Raw genomic sequence first — 14,317 nt, 5'->3', positions numbered from 1 at the left:
TCGCCATAGAGATTGGTGTGTCAGTACACGCCGCCAACCGTCGGCTTTGGTGTGCCCTTGAACGTCGCCGCCAGTGTCTGCAAGCCCCGCATCAACACCGTCGTATCCACGCCCACCGCGACAAACGCCGCGCCTAGCTCGAGGTAACGCCGGGCCAGTTTTTCATCGGCGCTGAGAATCCCGGCAGCCTTGCCGGCCTGGCGGATGCGGGCGATGGCGTCTTCGATGGCCGCTTGCACATCCGGGTGACCGGGGTTGCCGCGAAACCCCATGGACGCGCTCAGGTCCGCCGGGCCGATGAAGACCCCATCCACACCGTCCACCGCGGCAATGGCATCCAGGTTGGCCAGGCCCTCGCGGCTCTCGATCTGCACCAACAGGCACATCTGTTCATCGGCCTTGTCGAGGTAGCCGGGGATGCTGTTCCAGCGGGACGCCCGGGCCAGCGCACTGCCGACACCACGGACACCGTGGGGCGGGTAGTGGATGGCACGCACCAGTTCGCGCGCCTGGTCGGCGCTTTCCACCATCGGCACCAGCAAGGTTTGCACGCCGATATCGAGCACTTGCTTGATCAGCGCCGTGGCGCCGATCACCGGACGTATCACCGGCTGGCTGGGGTAGGGTGCCACGGCCTGGAGCTGGCCGAGCAAGGTGCGCAAGTCATTCGGCGCGTGTTCGCCGTCGATCAGCAGCCAGTCGAAGCCGGCATTGGCCGCCAGCTCCGCACAGTAGGCATCGGCCAACCCCAGCCAGAGGCCGATCTGTGCTTCGCCGCTGCGCAGGCGTTGCTTGAAGGTATTGATGGGCATGTCCATGAGGCGGTCTCCGATCAGACGAAACGGCAGGCGATGGAACCGAGCATGTCGTAGTCGACATGGAAGGTATCGCCGGGGTTGGCGGCCACGGGGCGGGTGAAGGAACCGCCGAGGATGATCTGTCCCGGTTGCAGGGTGACGTCATAGGCCGCCAGCTTGTTCGCCAGCCAGGCCACGCCTTTGGCCGGGTGATTGAGCACCGCCGCCGAGACGCCGGATTCTTCGATCACGCCGTTGCGGTAGAGCACCGCCGGCACCTTGCGCAGGTCGATCTCGGTCGGGCGCACGGCACGACCGCCCATGACCACCCCAGCATTGGCGGCGTTGTCGGAAATGGTGTCGAAGACCTTGCGGGTCGCCTTGGTGTGTGGGTCGACCTGCTGGATGCGCGCGTCGATGATTTCCAGCGCCGGGATCACCCATTCGGTGGCGTCGAGCACGTCGAACACCGTTACGTTCGGGCCTTTCAACGGCTTGCCGAGGATGAACGCCAGTTCCACTTCCACCCGTGGCACGATGAAACGCTCGAACGGGATGTCGGTGCCTTCATCGAAAAACATGTCGTCGAGCAGCGCGCCGTAGTCCGGCTCGGTGATGTTCGACGACACCTGCATGGCCCGGGAGGTCAGGCCAATCTTGTGGCCGACCAGCTTGCGCCCGTCCTTGATCTTTTGCGCGACCCAGGCGCGCTGGATGGCGTAGGCGTCCTCAAGGGTGATTGCCGGGTGGTCGAGGGAAAACTGTCGCACCTGCTCACGGGTGCGTTCGGCCTGGTCGAGGCGCGCGGCGGCTTGCTGGATGAAGGTCTGGTCAAGCATGGCAAGGGTCTCTTATTGAGGATTGACGATGGCAGCCCGGGTGCGCAGCACCAGCAAGCCGCCAAGGGCGATGAGCAGGGCCAGCACGTACAGGGCGAGGCTGGCGCTCTGGGTGGTGTCGCGCATCCAGCCGATCAAGTAGGGCGCAAAGAATGAGGCGATGCTGCCAAAGGAGCTGATCAGCGCGATGCCGGCGGCCTGGGTGCCGTTGGACAGGAAGGCTGGCGGCAGTTGCCAGAACATCGGCAACGCCGCACTGGCGCCCATGCCGGCGACGATCAGGCCGCTGAGCACCAGGGTCGGGTTGCCAGGGGAAAGCCCGGCGACCGCGATGCCCAGCGCGGCCATCAACAGCGGCACGCACAGGTGCCAGCGGCGTTCGCGATGGCGGTCGGAGGAGCGCCCGCAGCCGATCATGAAGAAGCAGCCGGCCAGATAGGGCACCGCGCTGAGCAGCCCGACCTTGCCGTCGCTGCCGATGCCAGCACCGTGGATCAGGGTCGGCATCCAGAAGGCCAAGGTGTTCACCGCCAGCATCACGGCGAAGTACACCGCCACCAACAACCAGACTTGGGGGTTGTTGAGAATCGCCGAGAACGAGGTGATGGATTTGCGCTGCTCTTCAAGGCTCAGTTGTTCGCGCAGCTGTTGCTTGGCCTGGGGTGTCAGCCAGTTGACCGCCTCGAAACTGTCCGGCAGGCACTTGAGCACAACCAAGCCGAGCAGGATCACCGGCAGCCCTTCGATGACGAACATCCACTGCCAGCCGCGCAGGCCGCCAAGGTCATGGAAATGCTCGAGAATACCGCCGGACAAGGGCCCGCCAATCACCCCGGCCATTGGCACCGCGATAGCAAACAACGCCGTCACCTGGGCCCGGCGCCGGGCCGGATACCAGCGGTTGAGAAAGACCAGGATGCCGGGAAAGAAACCGGCCTCGGCCACGCCCAGCAGAAAGCGCAGCACGTAGAAACCGGCGGCGCTTTCGATGAGGAACATGCCGGTGGACAAGGCGCCCCAGACTACCATCAGGGTAGCGATCCAGCGCCGCGGGCCGACCCGGTCCAGGGCCATGTTGCTGGGCACGCCAAACAGCGCATAGGCGATGAAGAACAGGCCGGCGCCGAAGCCGTAGACCGTGTCGCTGAACTGCAGGTCGGCGCTCATCTGCATCTTCGCGAAGCCGATGTTGATGCGGTCCAGGTGGGCGAAGAGGTAACAGACCAGCAGCAGCGGCATCAGCCGCCAGGTGATGGTGGCATGGGTGCGGTCGTGGGCGATGGTGCCGACAGTGTCGGCGGTATTGGCTGTGCTCATGATCTTGTACTTTTTGTCAGAGAGGCCGATGGGGAGAGCGGGGCAGATGGATTCAGCTGGCCTGACCCTTGAGGAAGGCGTGGACGTTGTTGGCCTTGAAGTTGAGTTGTTCGTGCAGCTCGATCATCTCGAACGACAGGGCCAGCAGGCGTTGGGCCTGGAGTTCGGCGAAGTGCGCGGTGATGACCTCGAAAAGTTTTTCCGCGACTTTCTGGCGGGTGGCCAGGTCGCGACCGTGGCCGACTTTCAAGGTCATGTGCACGAAGGCGTAGTCATGCTTGCCGTCGGCCATGCGCCAGGTGTCCAGGCGTACGCCGCGGCTGCGGATGCCGCCCAGGGGGAACACGCCGCTGTCGCCCAGCACGGCATGGACCTTTTCGAACAGGCCGGGCAGGTCGGCTTGGCGTTCGATGTTGTCGGTGTATTCAGCGATGAAATGCGGCATGGGGCCTCCTGGGTCGGCAGTTTTGAGTTGTCAGCTGCAAGCGGCAAGTTGAGCGCGGTCAGCTTGTAGCTTGCGGCTTGCAGCTGCTCTATTCAGACTGGAAAAATGGCATTGATCTGTCCGGTGCCGGAGCTGCCGAACGGCTCGGTGATGATTTCGGCAGGCTTGTCGTAGTCCGGTCCGCCGAGCAGCCCCAGCAGCATCGCGGTGTCATGCATCTTGCCTTCGCCAAAGCAGTGTTCGGCGTAATCCGGGAGCATGGCGCAGAACTCTTTCCAGCGGCCCTGGCGCCACATGTCGACGACGTGCAGGTCCACCTGCTTGTCGAATTCCCGCGTCCAGTTGTGGATGTTGGCTTCGGCGTTGCGATCATCGGAGAAACGGTGGGACAACGAACCGGACGCCAGCACCAGCACCTTGCGATCGCTTTTTTCGATGGCCCGGCGCACCGCGGCGCCGAAGGCGAAGCTGTCTTGCAGGCGATGCCAGGCGCACCAGGCGGCAATGGACACGACGTTGAATTTCTGCGCTTGGGGGACATCCATGTGCATGTAGCGCATGGGCACTAGGGTGCCGTATTCCAGCTCCAGGCTTGGAATGTTGTGGGCCAGGGTGCGCACATCCACAGCATTGGCCTCGGCGGCGATCAGTTCGCCCAGTTCCGGCGCGCCTGCGTATTCGTACTCCATGTTCTTGATGAAGTGCGGTAGCTCGTTGCTGGTGTAGACGCCCTTGAAGTGCTCGCCGCTGTTGACGTGATAGGCGCTGTTGACCAGCCAGTGCACGTCGAACACCACGGCCGTGTCGGCGCCCAGCTCACGGGCGCGACGGCCGATTTCCTTGTGGCCGGCAATCGCGGCGGCGCGGCAACCGTGGTGCTTGCCGGGCAGCTCCGACAGGTACATCGAGGGAACGTGGCAGATTTTCGCAGCCAGGACGACTTCGCCCATGATGATTCTCCTGAAATGTTGTTCTTGTTGATCTTGAAACGGTGAATCAAGTCTTGCCGATGAGCGCTTGTGGCGAGGGAGCTTGCTCCCGCTCGATTGCGCAGCAATCGCCAGGAAAAAGCGGGGCCGCTTCGCAGCCCAGCGGGAGCAAGCTCCCTCGCCACAGGGTGTATCTCTTGCCGCAGATGCATCACCTGCTACAGAGGGATCACCCGATCTGGGTCACACCCCCCACCGCGGTATGTGATGACTGCCCATGGAGATGCAAACGTTCTTGATCTCGGCAAACACTTCAAAGCTGTACTGTCCGCCTTCGCGGCCGGTTCCGGAACCCTTTACGCCGCCGAAAGGCTGGCGCAGGTCGCGCACGTTCTGGCTGTTGATGAACACCATGCCGGCCTCGATGCCGTAGGCCAGGCGATGGGCCTTGCCGATGTCCTGGGTCCAGATGTACGAGGCCAGGCCGTATTCGGTGTCGTTGGCCAGCTGCAAGGCTTCGGCTTCGTCCTTGAACGGGATCAGGCACACCACCGGGCCGAAGATTTCTTCCTGGGCGATGCGCATCTTGTTGTTGACGTCGGCGAACACGGTCGGCTGGATGAACTGGCCGCGGCTCAAGTGAGCCGGCAGGTTGGCCGGGCGTTCCAGGCCACCGGCCAAGAGCGTGGCGCCTTCTTCGAGGCCGATCTTGATGTAGCCGGTGACCTTGTCGTAATGGCCCTGGGTGATCATCGAGCCGACCTGGGTCTTCGGGTCTTGCGGATCACCGACGATCAAGCGTTTGGCACGGGCGGCGAACTCGGCGACGAACTGCGGGTAGACGCTTTCCTGGATGAAGATCCGGCTGCCAGCGGTGCAGCGTTCGCCATTGAGGGAAAAAATCGTGAACAACGCGGCGTCGAGGGCCCGTTCGAGGTTGGCGTCTTCGAAGATCAGCACCGGCGATTTTCCACCCAGTTCCATCGAGTACTTTTTCAACCCGGCGGTCTGCATGATTTTCTTGCCGGTGGCGGTACCGCCGGTGAAAGAAATCGCCCGCACGTCCGGATGACGCACCAGCGCATCGCCGGCCGTGGCGCCATAACCCTGGATCACATTCAACACGCCGTTGGGAATGCCGGCCTCGACCGCCAGGCGACCCAGTTCGTTGGCGGTCAACGGCGACAGCTCAGACATCTTCAGCACGGCCGTGTTGCCCAGCGCCAGGCATGGCGCGGTCTTCCAGGTCGCGGTCATGAACGGCACGTTCCAGGGGGAAACCAACGCGCAGACACCCACCGGCTGGTACAGGGTGTAGTTGAGCATCTGATCGTCGACCGGGTAGGTATGGCCGTCCATTCGCGTGCAGACTTCGGCAAAGAAATCGAAGTTGTGGGAAGCGCGCGGAATCAGCACGTTCTTGGTCTGGTGGATCGGCAAACCGGTGTCGAGGGTTTCCAGTTCGGCCAGCTTCGGCACGTTCTGCTCGATCAGTTCACCGAGCTTGCGCATCAGCCGGGCGCGTTCCTTGGCGGGGGTGTTGGCCCATTTCGGAAACGCTTCCTTGGCCGCCGCGACCGCTTGGGCCACTTCCTCGGCACCGCCGCTGGCGACTTCGCCGATGGCCTCCCCGGTGGCCGGGTTGTAGTTGACGAAGACGTCTTTGCTTTCGACCTCACGGCCATTGATCCAATGTTTGATCATGCTGCTCAAGCCTCTTTACGGGATGCGAAGAACTCGGCTTCGCTGACAATTCGATTGACCAGGCGACCGACGCCTTCCACTTCCACCACCACTTCGTCACCGGGCACCACGTCCGCCAGGCCTTCCGGCGTGCCGGTGGCGATCATGTCGCCGGGCTGCAGGGTCATGAAGCTGGACAGGTATTCGATCAGGTAGGGGATGTCGAAAATCATGTCCTTCGTGCTGCCTTCCTGGCGCAGCTCGCCGTTGATCCAGGTGCGCAGCGTCAGGTTGCTCGGGTCCGGCACATCGGCCACATCGACGATCCAGGGGCCGACGGGCGTGGTCGCGTCACGGTTCTTCACCCGCAGGTTGGGGCGGTAGTAGTTTTCCAGGTAATCGCGGATCGCGTAGTCGTTGCACACGGTGTAGCCGGCCAGGTAGCCCAGCGCATCCTCGCGCTTGACGTTGCGCGCGGCTTTGCCGATGACCGCCACCAGCTCGCACTCGTAATGCATGTAGGCGACATTGTCGGGACGCCAGGTTGCCTGGTTGTGGCCGGTGTAGGTGCCAGGCGACTTGATGAATGCCAGGGGTTCGGTCGGCGGCTTGAACGCCAGTTCGGCGGCGTGATCGGCGTAGTTCAGGCCCAGGGCGAACATGCTGCCGGTGGCCGGTGGCAGCCATTGGACCTGGTCCTCGGCCAGCAGGCGACCGTCGGCCAGGCGTACGGCGTTGTGGGCCTCAACGGTGACGGCGTGATCCTGGCCTGCAAAACGAATGCGCGCGTGTTTCATGAACCTGCTCCTGTTTCCTCGGCCACGACGGTATTGACCAGGCGACCCAGGCCGCTGATGGCCACTTCGACGCGATCGCCGGGCAGCACATCGACCCGCCCCTCAGGCGTGCCGGTGATCAGCACATCGCCGGCATGCAGAGTCATGAACTCGCTGATCTCGGCAATCAACTGGGGAATGTTGCGCACGAAGTTGGCCGTGCTGTTTTGCTGGCGGACCTCGCCATTGACGTACAGCGTGATCGCCAGGCTGTGGGGGTCGGCCACCTGGGCGCTCGGCACCAGTTCCGGACCGATGGCGCAAAAGCCGTCCCGGCACTTGGCCTTGACGGCGGGGCGGTAATAGCTGTCTTCCGGGAGGCTGAATTCATTGACGACGGTGTAGCCGGCCACGTAGTCCATGGCCTCGGCGGCGCTGACGCGGCTGGCCGATTTGCCTATCACCACGCCAAGGGCCGGTCCTGGTTGCAGCGTTTCGCCGCCACCTGGGTGAACCACATCGGCGTCGTGCCGGTTGCGGGTATTGGGCGTCTTGATGAACAGCACGGGCTTGAGCGGCGGCTTCTGGTAGGGCGGTTGCTCGAACTCGGCGAGGCGCTGTTTCAGCAGCCCCTGGTAGTTCAGCGCGACCCCGAACAGGGTGCCGGTCGCGACGTCATGCAGGGCACGGCTCATGCTTGTCTCCTGGCGATGGCAGAGTGATGCGGGCTCTGCGGTTATTGTTAATGTGTTAACAGTTATAATTAAGATGTTAACTATCGTCAAGCGTGACAGAATGACCGGCACTGGTTGCCTTGCCGGATTCGGTGCAGGATGAGGGCGGCAGGTACCTGAATCAGAATAAAAACGAGCACTGCGTGATGACCGAGCGCCAGCCGATCCCGAACATCAACATTGGTCAGGTGTACGACCAGCGTTACAGCGATGCCGAAGTGCATTACGACCGCCTCGCCAACCTGGCGGGTTTTTTCGGCCGTAACATGCCGGTGCATCGCCACGACCGGTTCTTCCAGGTGCACTACGTCAAGAGCGGCACCGTGCGGGTGTACCTCGATGACCAGCAATACGTCGAATCCGGCCCGATGTTTTTCCTCACCCCGCCGACCATTCCCCATGCCTTCGTGACCGAGGCCGACAGCGACGGGCATGTGCTGACGGTGCGCCAACAACTGGTATGGCAGTTGATCGACGCCGATCCGAGCCTGGCGCCGGCTGGCGTGCAACTGCCGGCCGCCTGCGTGGCCTTGGCGCAACTGGGGCCTGGACAGGCAGGGGAGGTGCGGCGGTTGGAATACTTGTTCGAGGAACTGAGCGAGGAAGTAGTGGCGGGGCATCCGGGGCGTAGCGCGGCGCTGGATGGGTTGACGCGTTTGATCATGATCAGCTTGCTGCGCTTGTGTTCCAACTCCCTGGAAGCCAGGCCCGCGCGGCATGAAGACCTGAAGATCTTTCACCGCTTCAATGAGCTGATCGAGGCCCATTACCTGCAGCATTGGCCGCTGTCGCGCTACGCCGAAGGCATCGGCGTGACCGAGGCGCGCCTCAACGACGTGTGTCGACGCATCGCCGATTTGCCCTCCAAGCGCCTGATCATGGAGCGGCTGATGCAGGAGGCCAAGCGCCTCTTGTTGTTCACCGGCAGCTCGGCCAATGAAATCTGCTACCAGCTCGGCTTCAAGGATCCGGCGTATTTCAGCCGATTTTTCCAGCGTTACGCCCAACTCACGCCGGGGGAGTATCGCCAGCGGCAATCGGGGTTGCGCTGAAAACGCAGCCGTACTTTATGCAGATAGTCCCGTGGCGAGGGAGCTTGCTCCCGCTGGGCTGCGCAGCAGCCCCAAGACCATTCGACACGGTGTACCAGGCGAGACTGACGACTGCTGCGCAGCCGAGCGGGAGCAAGCTCCCTCGCCACAGAAGCTCCCGAGAGACTTTGCTTCTTGCGGCAGCCTGGAGACGACACTAAGCTGCCGACTCGCCCATTCACACAGTTCGAACATGGCCAATCCCAGACCCTCTTTGACCCTGACCCTGTTGCAAGCCCGCGAAGCGGCGATGGCTTTTTTTCGTCCGGCGCTGAACCAGCATGACCTCACGGAACAGCAGTGGCGAGTGATCCGCATCCTCCATCAGCAAGGTGAGTTGGAAAGCCACCAGCTCGCCCATCAGGCCTGCATTCTCAAGCCGAGCATGACCGGTGTGCTCAGTCGCCTGGAGCGTGACGGGTTGGTGCGTCGGCAGAAATCCAGCCAGGACCAGCGTCGGGTCTTCGTGGGCCTGACCGAGCGTGGCCAGCAATGTTTCGTGTCCATGAGCGAGGGCATGGAAAGCAATTACCGGCGGATCGAAGAGCAATTTGGCGAGGAGAAGATGCAGCAATTGCTCGCGTTGCTCGGTGAGTTGAAGAACATCAAGCCATGAGGCTTGAGGCTTGAGGCTTGAGTTTTGGGCCAGTAAGGCTTGAGTTTCTGAGTTTCTGAGTTTCTGAGTTTCTGGGCTTTTGTGGCGAGGGAGCTTGCTCCCGCTCGACTGCGAAGCAGTCGCAAAGCTCACCTGAACGCGTGGGAGTGGGCAGGGGGCTGCTACGCAGCCCAGCGGGAGCAAGCTCCCTCGCCACAGAAGCGCTTCCTTCACACCGGGCTGCGTTCACGCAGCTCCTGCAACCGATCAGCACCACCCTCTGCCACGCGATTCTGGCTCAAACGATCGGAACCACCTTCAGCCACGCGATTCTGGCTCAAACGATCGGAACCACCTTCAGCCACGCGATTCTGGCTCAAACGATCAGAGCCGCCTTCAGCCAGTTGATGCTCAGCCTGGGCCGGGTCGTTCTTTGCCGAGGCAGCGTTCGCCAGGCCGACACCGCCAACCAGTGCCAGGGCGATTGCCAAGGACGACAGTTTCGAGAAGTTGAACATGGTGATTCTCCTTGCGTTTGATTGAGTAAGTCCGTGGCAGCGAAGGTGTTGCTGTCCGGTGATCACAGTTAAACGCGCAGATGTATCGACGATGTGTGCGAGGCGGGGGCGAAATCTGTCGTTTCGTATCAAGCCGTGCTTCCTATACAGAGCGATACAAATCCTGTTGAGGCATGGGGAGGCGAGGCGCTGCCGAGTGCTCGACGAGCTGAAAAACCGTGAATTGTCTGGTCGATAATCGCACGCTTTGCGGTGTATCCCTGCGTGGGTTATTGACCAAACTAACCGGGTGGTACATTTTAGCGGCACCTGTCTTGTCCCACGTGGCCGAGACCATAATAAAAATAGAGGAACATCCCATGGCAGTCCGTCTGCGAGCGTCCCGCGCCGTCTCCTTGATCCATCTTTCAAGTGCACCGTCCAGCCTTCCAGGTTTGATTCGCTAGCGACCCACGTTGTTGCGGTCTTATCGCGCCAGCGGGATGTCGGCGCTCGACAAGCTCGGAGTTTTCAAGATGACAAAAGTCGTGGATCTGTATTTCAAGCTGCTGAAGCTGCTGATCGTGGTGTGCATGGTCGCGATGATCGTGCTGGTGTTCGGCAATGTGGTGCTGCGCTATGCCTTCAACTCGGGCATCAGTGTGTCGGAGGAGCTGTCGCGCTGGTTCTTTGTCTGGATGATTTTTCTCGGTGCCCTGGTGGCGCTCAAGGACCGTGCCCACCTGGGCATGGACAGCCTGGTCAAGCGCTTGCCGGCGGCAGGCAAGCGTATTTGCCTGGTCATCAGTCACCTTTTGATGTTGTACATCTGCTGGCTGATTTTCAGTGGCAGTTGGCAACAGGCAGCGATCAACCTGAATGTCGTCGCCCCGGCGTCAGGATTGTCCATGTCGCTGTTCTACGGTGCCGGCTTGGTGTTCGGCGCCAGTGCCGCAGCGATCCTGCTTTACGAGCTCTACCTGGCGCTGTTCGGCAAGCTGGGGGATGACGAGTGGGTGATGGTCAAGGACAACGACGCAGAGCTGATCACCCATAACGCCACCACCCCTGACCCCATCAAGAGTACCCACCCATGACACTGGTTATCTTTCTCGGGTCCCTGATAGGCAGCATGGCCCTGGGCATGCCCATCGCGTTTGCCTTGCTGGTGGTCAGCGTGGCGTTGATGGTTTACCTGGACCTGTTCGACGCGCAAATCATTGCCCAGAACCTGCTCAACGGCGCGGACAGCTTCCCGCTGATGGCCGTGCCGTTCTTCATGCTGGCCGGCGAAATCATGAACGTCGGCGGGCTGTCCAAACGCATCGTCAACATCGCCATGGCACTGGTGGGGCACAAGCGCGGCGGTCTGGGCTACGTGGCGATCATCGCCTCCTGCCTGCTGGCGTCGCTGTCCGGTTCGGCCGTGGCCGATGCGGCGGCATTGGCGGCGTTGCTGGTGCCGATGATGGTGTTGGCCGGGCACAATCGGGCACGCTCGGCGGGTTTGATTGCTGCTGGCGGCATTATCGCGCCGATCATTCCGCCGAGCATTGGCTTCATTGTCTTTGGCGTGGCGTCCGGGGTATCGATTTCCAAATTGTTCCTGGCCGGCATCGTGCCGGGAATCATGCTCGGCGTGGCGCTCGCCATTGCTTGGTGGTTCGTCTCCCGCAGCGAGAATGTCGAGACGCCACCCAAGCAGTCCCGTACCGAGGTCCTGCGGGCCTTGGTGGAGGGCAGCTGGGCCATGGGCTTGCCGATCATCATTATTTTCGGCCTTAAATTCGGCATTTTCACCCCGACGGAAGCGGCAGTGGTGGCGGCGGTCTATTCGCTATTCGTCTCCCTGGTGATTTACCGGGAAATGAAAGTCAGCCAGTTGTATGGGGTAATCCTGTCTTCGGCCAAGACCACCTCGGTGGTGATGCTGCTGGTCGCCGCCGCCATGGTTTCTTCCTGGCTGGTGACCATTGCCGACTTGCCGGGCCAATTGGCGGCGGTGCTTGAGCCGTTCATGGATAGCCCGACCCTGCTGTTGGTGGTGATCATGTTGATGATCATCCTGGTTGGTACGGTCATGGACATGACGCCAAGCATCCTCATCCTCACACCGGTGCTTATGCCGGCGATCACCCAGGCGGGCATCGACCCGGTCTACTTTGGCGTGTTGTTCCTGATCAACACGGCCATCGGCCTGATTACCCCACCTGTGGGTACTGTGCTCAATGTGGTGAGCGGCGTTTCCAAGCTCAATATCGAAGAAATCGTTCGCGGCGTGTGGCCGTTCCTGCTTGCGCAACTTGCGGTGCTGTTCCTGCTGGTCCTGTTCCCGCAATTGGTCCTGGGGCCGTTGAAATTCTTCACCGGCTGACCCCGGTGTTGGCTAGCTCGACCTTAAAAACAATAACGATCGGAGAGTGACATGGGAAAACTGATGAAAACCCTGCTGGCCGGGGCGTGCGCGACGGGCTTGCTGTTGGGCAACGTGGCCAGCCATGCGGATGAGATTCGCGAACGTACCCTGCGATTCGCCTTCCAGAACGTCAAGGAACACCCCCAGGGCCAGGGCGCGCAGAAGTTCGCCGACCTGCTCAGCGAGAAGAGCGGTGGCAAGATCAAGGTCCGCCTGTTCCCTGGCGGTACGCTGGGCGGTGACGTGCAAACGGTGTCGGCGTTGCAGGGCGGCACCCTGGACATCACCGTGCTCAACTCCGGCATCCTGGCCGCCCAGGCCCCGGATTACGCCATGCTCGATTTCCCGTTCCTGTTCAACAACGTCGAGGAAGCCCATGCGGTCATCGATGGACCGGTCGGGCAGAAACTGGCGGCGCAACTGGACAGTAAAGGCCTGGTAGGGCTGGGTTATTGGGACCTGGGTTTTCGCAACCTGACCAACAGCAAGCACCCGGTGACCAAGCTGGAAGATATGCAAGGCTTGAAACTGCGTGTGATCCAATCGCCAATCTACCTGGAAACCTTTACCGCCCTGGGCGCCAACCCGGTGCCGATGGCGTTCCCCGAGGTCTACACCGGCCTTGAGCAGCACACCATCGATGGGCAGGAGAACCCTTTCACGGTGATTGAAGGCAACAAGTTCTACGAGGTGCAGAAGTATCTTTCCGTCACCGGGCACATCTTCAATCCGCAGTCGTTGATCATCAGCCAGAAAACCTGGAATCGCCTCAACGACGATGAAAAGGCAATGATTCGCGCGGCCGCGGCCGAGGCGCAGACAATCCAGCGTGAAGTCACGGCGGCGAGCATGGACAAGGCCAAGGCGACATTGGCCGCTGCGATGACCGTCAATGAAATCAGCCCCGCCGAGAAAGATCGCATGCGTGAGCGCGTGCAGCCGGTGATCGACAAGTTCGCCAAATCCCTGGATGGCGACCTGGTGAAAGCGATGTACGACGAAATCGCCAAGGTGCGGGCGGCGCAATGAGGTGAATGGGCCTGACACCAGCGTCAGGCCTGAACAGATCCGACCCTGTGGGAGCAACTGTTTTGGAGTGGCCTCAGGACTCGCATACGCCGTAGATTTCCTGTGGGAGCGAGCCTGCTCGCGATAGCGGAGTGTCAGCCAAGATCAATGTGGCTGACCTGACGCCATCGCGAGCAAGCTCGGCTCCCACAATTGTTTTGGGGCGGACTCAGGATTTGCATACGCCGTGGATCCCGGTGGGAGCGGGCTTGCTCGCGAATGCGTCGGGACATCCAGCATCACTGCAAGCTGGCCCACCGCTTTCGCGAGCAAGCCCGCTCCCACAGTTGTTTTGGGGCGGACTCAGGATTTGCATACGCCGTGGATCCCGGTGGGAGCGGGCTTGCTCGCGAATGCGTCGGGACATCCAGCATCACTGCAAGCTGGCCCACCGCTTTCGCGAGCAAGCCCGCTCCCACAGTTGTTTTGGGGCGGACTCAGGATTTGCATACGCCGTGGATCCCGGTGGGAGCGGGCTTGCTCGCGAATGCGTCGGGACATCCAGCATCACTGCAAGCTGGCCCACCGCTTTCGCGAGCAAGCCCGCTCCCACAGTTGTTTTGGGGCGGACTCAGGATTTGCATACGCCGTGGATCCCGGTGGGAGCGGGCTTGCTCGCGAATGCGTCGGGACATCCAGCATCACTGCAAGCTGGCCCACCGCTTTCGCGAGCAAGCCCGCTCCCACAGTTGTTTTGGGGTGGACTCAGGACTTGCATACGCCGTGGATCCCGGTGGGAGCGGGCTTGCTCGCGAATGCGTCGGGACATCCAGCATCACTGCAAGCTGGCCCACCGCTTTCGCGAGCAAGCCCGCTCCCACAGTTGTTTTGGGGCGGACTCAGGATTTGCATACGCCGTGGATCCCGGTGGGAGCGGGCTTGCTCGCGAATGCGTCGGGACATCCAGCATCACTGCAAGCTGGCCCACCGCTTTCGCGAGCAAGCCCGCTCCCACAGTTGTTTTGGGGCGGACTCAGGATTTGCATACGCCGTGGATCCCGGTGGGAGCGGGCTTGCTCGCGAATGCGTCGGGACATCCAGCATCACTGCAAGCTGGCCCACCGCTTTCGCGAGCAAGCCCGCTCCCACAGTTGTTTTGGGGCGGACTCAGGATTTGCATACGCCGTGGA

General features: G+C 61.7%; 14 protein-coding genes. 5 read left to right on the top strand and 9 right to left on the bottom strand.

All coding sequences use genetic code 11. The annotated features are described in order from the left end of the window. Positions 1 to 20: 20 nt before the first annotated feature. The 8 genes from hpaI to J3P88_RS18405 all read right to left on the bottom strand — a co-directional run bounded on the left by hpaI (position 21) and on the right by J3P88_RS18405 (position 7,481). Positions 21 to 818: a 4-hydroxy-2-oxoheptanedioate aldolase gene (gene hpaI / locus J3P88_RS18440; RefSeq protein ID WP_434570824.1), complete on the bottom strand. Its 798-nt coding sequence runs from the start codon at positions 816 to 818 to the stop codon at positions 21 to 23. A 14-nt stretch (positions 819 to 832) separates the two neighbouring features. Further along, entirely contained in the window at positions 833 to 1,636 is an 804-nt protein-coding gene (hpaH, locus tag J3P88_RS18435; protein WP_434570822.1) for a 2-oxo-hept-4-ene-1,7-dioate hydratase, read from the bottom strand. Positions 1,637 to 1,648: 12 nt separating this feature from the next. Then, positions 1,649 to 2,953: an MFS transporter gene (locus J3P88_RS18430; RefSeq protein ID WP_186730908.1), complete on the bottom strand. Its 1,305-nt coding sequence runs from the start codon at positions 2,951 to 2,953 to the stop codon at positions 1,649 to 1,651. A gap of 52 nt (positions 2,954 to 3,005) precedes the next feature. Then, complete coding sequence (locus J3P88_RS18425; RefSeq protein ID WP_186730909.1) at positions 3,006 to 3,398, bottom strand: 5-carboxymethyl-2-hydroxymuconate Delta-isomerase; 393 nt, start codon at positions 3,396 to 3,398, stop codon at positions 3,006 to 3,008. A gap of 92 nt (positions 3,399 to 3,490) precedes the next feature. Continuing rightward, on the bottom strand, positions 3,491 to 4,348 hold the full coding sequence (hpaD, locus tag J3P88_RS18420; RefSeq protein WP_186707414.1) for a 3,4-dihydroxyphenylacetate 2,3-dioxygenase: 858 nt from the start codon (positions 4,346 to 4,348) through the stop codon (positions 3,491 to 3,493). A gap of 222 nt (positions 4,349 to 4,570) precedes the next feature. Beyond that, positions 4,571 to 6,031, bottom strand: coding sequence for a 5-carboxymethyl-2-hydroxymuconate semialdehyde dehydrogenase (gene hpaE / locus J3P88_RS18415; RefSeq protein ID WP_434570820.1), 1,461 nt, complete (start codon positions 6,029 to 6,031; stop codon positions 4,571 to 4,573). A 5-nt stretch (positions 6,032 to 6,036) separates the two neighbouring features. Next, complete coding sequence (locus tag J3P88_RS18410; RefSeq protein WP_186707416.1) at positions 6,037 to 6,807, bottom strand: fumarylacetoacetate hydrolase family protein; 771 nt, start codon at positions 6,805 to 6,807, stop codon at positions 6,037 to 6,039. Next, positions 6,804 to 7,481: a fumarylacetoacetate hydrolase family protein gene (locus tag J3P88_RS18405; protein WP_434570818.1), complete on the bottom strand. Its 678-nt coding sequence runs from the start codon at positions 7,479 to 7,481 to the stop codon at positions 6,804 to 6,806. The genes J3P88_RS18410 and J3P88_RS18405 overlap by 4 nt, the downstream gene beginning before the upstream one ends. 185 nt (positions 7,482 to 7,666) lie before the next feature. Here J3P88_RS18405 and hpaA point away from each other — a divergent pair, with 185 nt between their 5' ends. Both hpaA and hpaR read left to right on the top strand, forming a co-directional pair. Continuing rightward, the gene (gene hpaA / locus J3P88_RS18400; RefSeq protein WP_186707418.1) at positions 7,667 to 8,572 is read left to right on the top strand and encodes a 4-hydroxyphenylacetate catabolism regulatory protein HpaA; all 906 of its coding nucleotides are present in this window, start codon (positions 7,667 to 7,669) and stop codon (positions 8,570 to 8,572) included. Between the two features lie 232 nt (positions 8,573 to 8,804). After that, positions 8,805 to 9,227 (top strand): homoprotocatechuate degradation operon regulator HpaR, encoded by a 423-nt coding sequence (gene hpaR / locus J3P88_RS18395; protein ID WP_186707419.1) that lies wholly within the window; start codon positions 8,805 to 8,807, stop codon positions 9,225 to 9,227. 209 nt (positions 9,228 to 9,436) lie between these two features. Here the strand turns inward: hpaR and J3P88_RS18390 are convergent, their stop codons facing one another. Then, complete coding sequence (locus J3P88_RS18390) at positions 9,437 to 9,724, bottom strand: phage infection protein (RefSeq protein ID WP_250965689.1); 288 nt, start codon at positions 9,722 to 9,724, stop codon at positions 9,437 to 9,439. Positions 9,725 to 10,239: 515 nt separating this feature from the next. On the opposite strand from J3P88_RS18390, the gene J3P88_RS18385 reads away from it, so the two are divergent. Genes J3P88_RS18385 through J3P88_RS18375 form a run of 3 tightly spaced genes read left to right on the top strand, consistent with a single transcriptional unit; the run spans position 10,240 to position 13,148 of the window. Next, entirely contained in the window at positions 10,240 to 10,800 is a 561-nt protein-coding gene (locus J3P88_RS18385; protein WP_434570815.1) for a TRAP transporter small permease, read from the top strand. Continuing rightward, on the top strand, positions 10,797 to 12,077 hold the full coding sequence (locus tag J3P88_RS18380) for a TRAP transporter large permease subunit (protein ID WP_434570813.1): 1,281 nt from the start codon (positions 10,797 to 10,799) through the stop codon (positions 12,075 to 12,077). The genes J3P88_RS18385 and J3P88_RS18380 overlap by 4 nt, the downstream gene beginning before the upstream one ends. Before the next feature lie 51 nt (positions 12,078 to 12,128). Next, positions 12,129 to 13,148 (top strand): TRAP transporter substrate-binding protein, encoded by a 1,020-nt coding sequence (locus J3P88_RS18375; RefSeq protein WP_434570811.1) that lies wholly within the window; start codon positions 12,129 to 12,131, stop codon positions 13,146 to 13,148. The last annotated feature ends 1,169 nt before the right edge of the window (positions 13,149 to 14,317 follow it).

The organism is Pseudomonas sp. Z3-6, from assembly GCF_051131985.1.
Lineage (GTDB): Bacteria > Pseudomonadota > Gammaproteobacteria > Pseudomonadales > Pseudomonadaceae > Aquipseudomonas > Aquipseudomonas zanjanensis.
The sequence above is the reverse complement of the archived record's forward strand: the minus strand, read 5'-3'. Positions and strand labels throughout refer to the sequence as shown.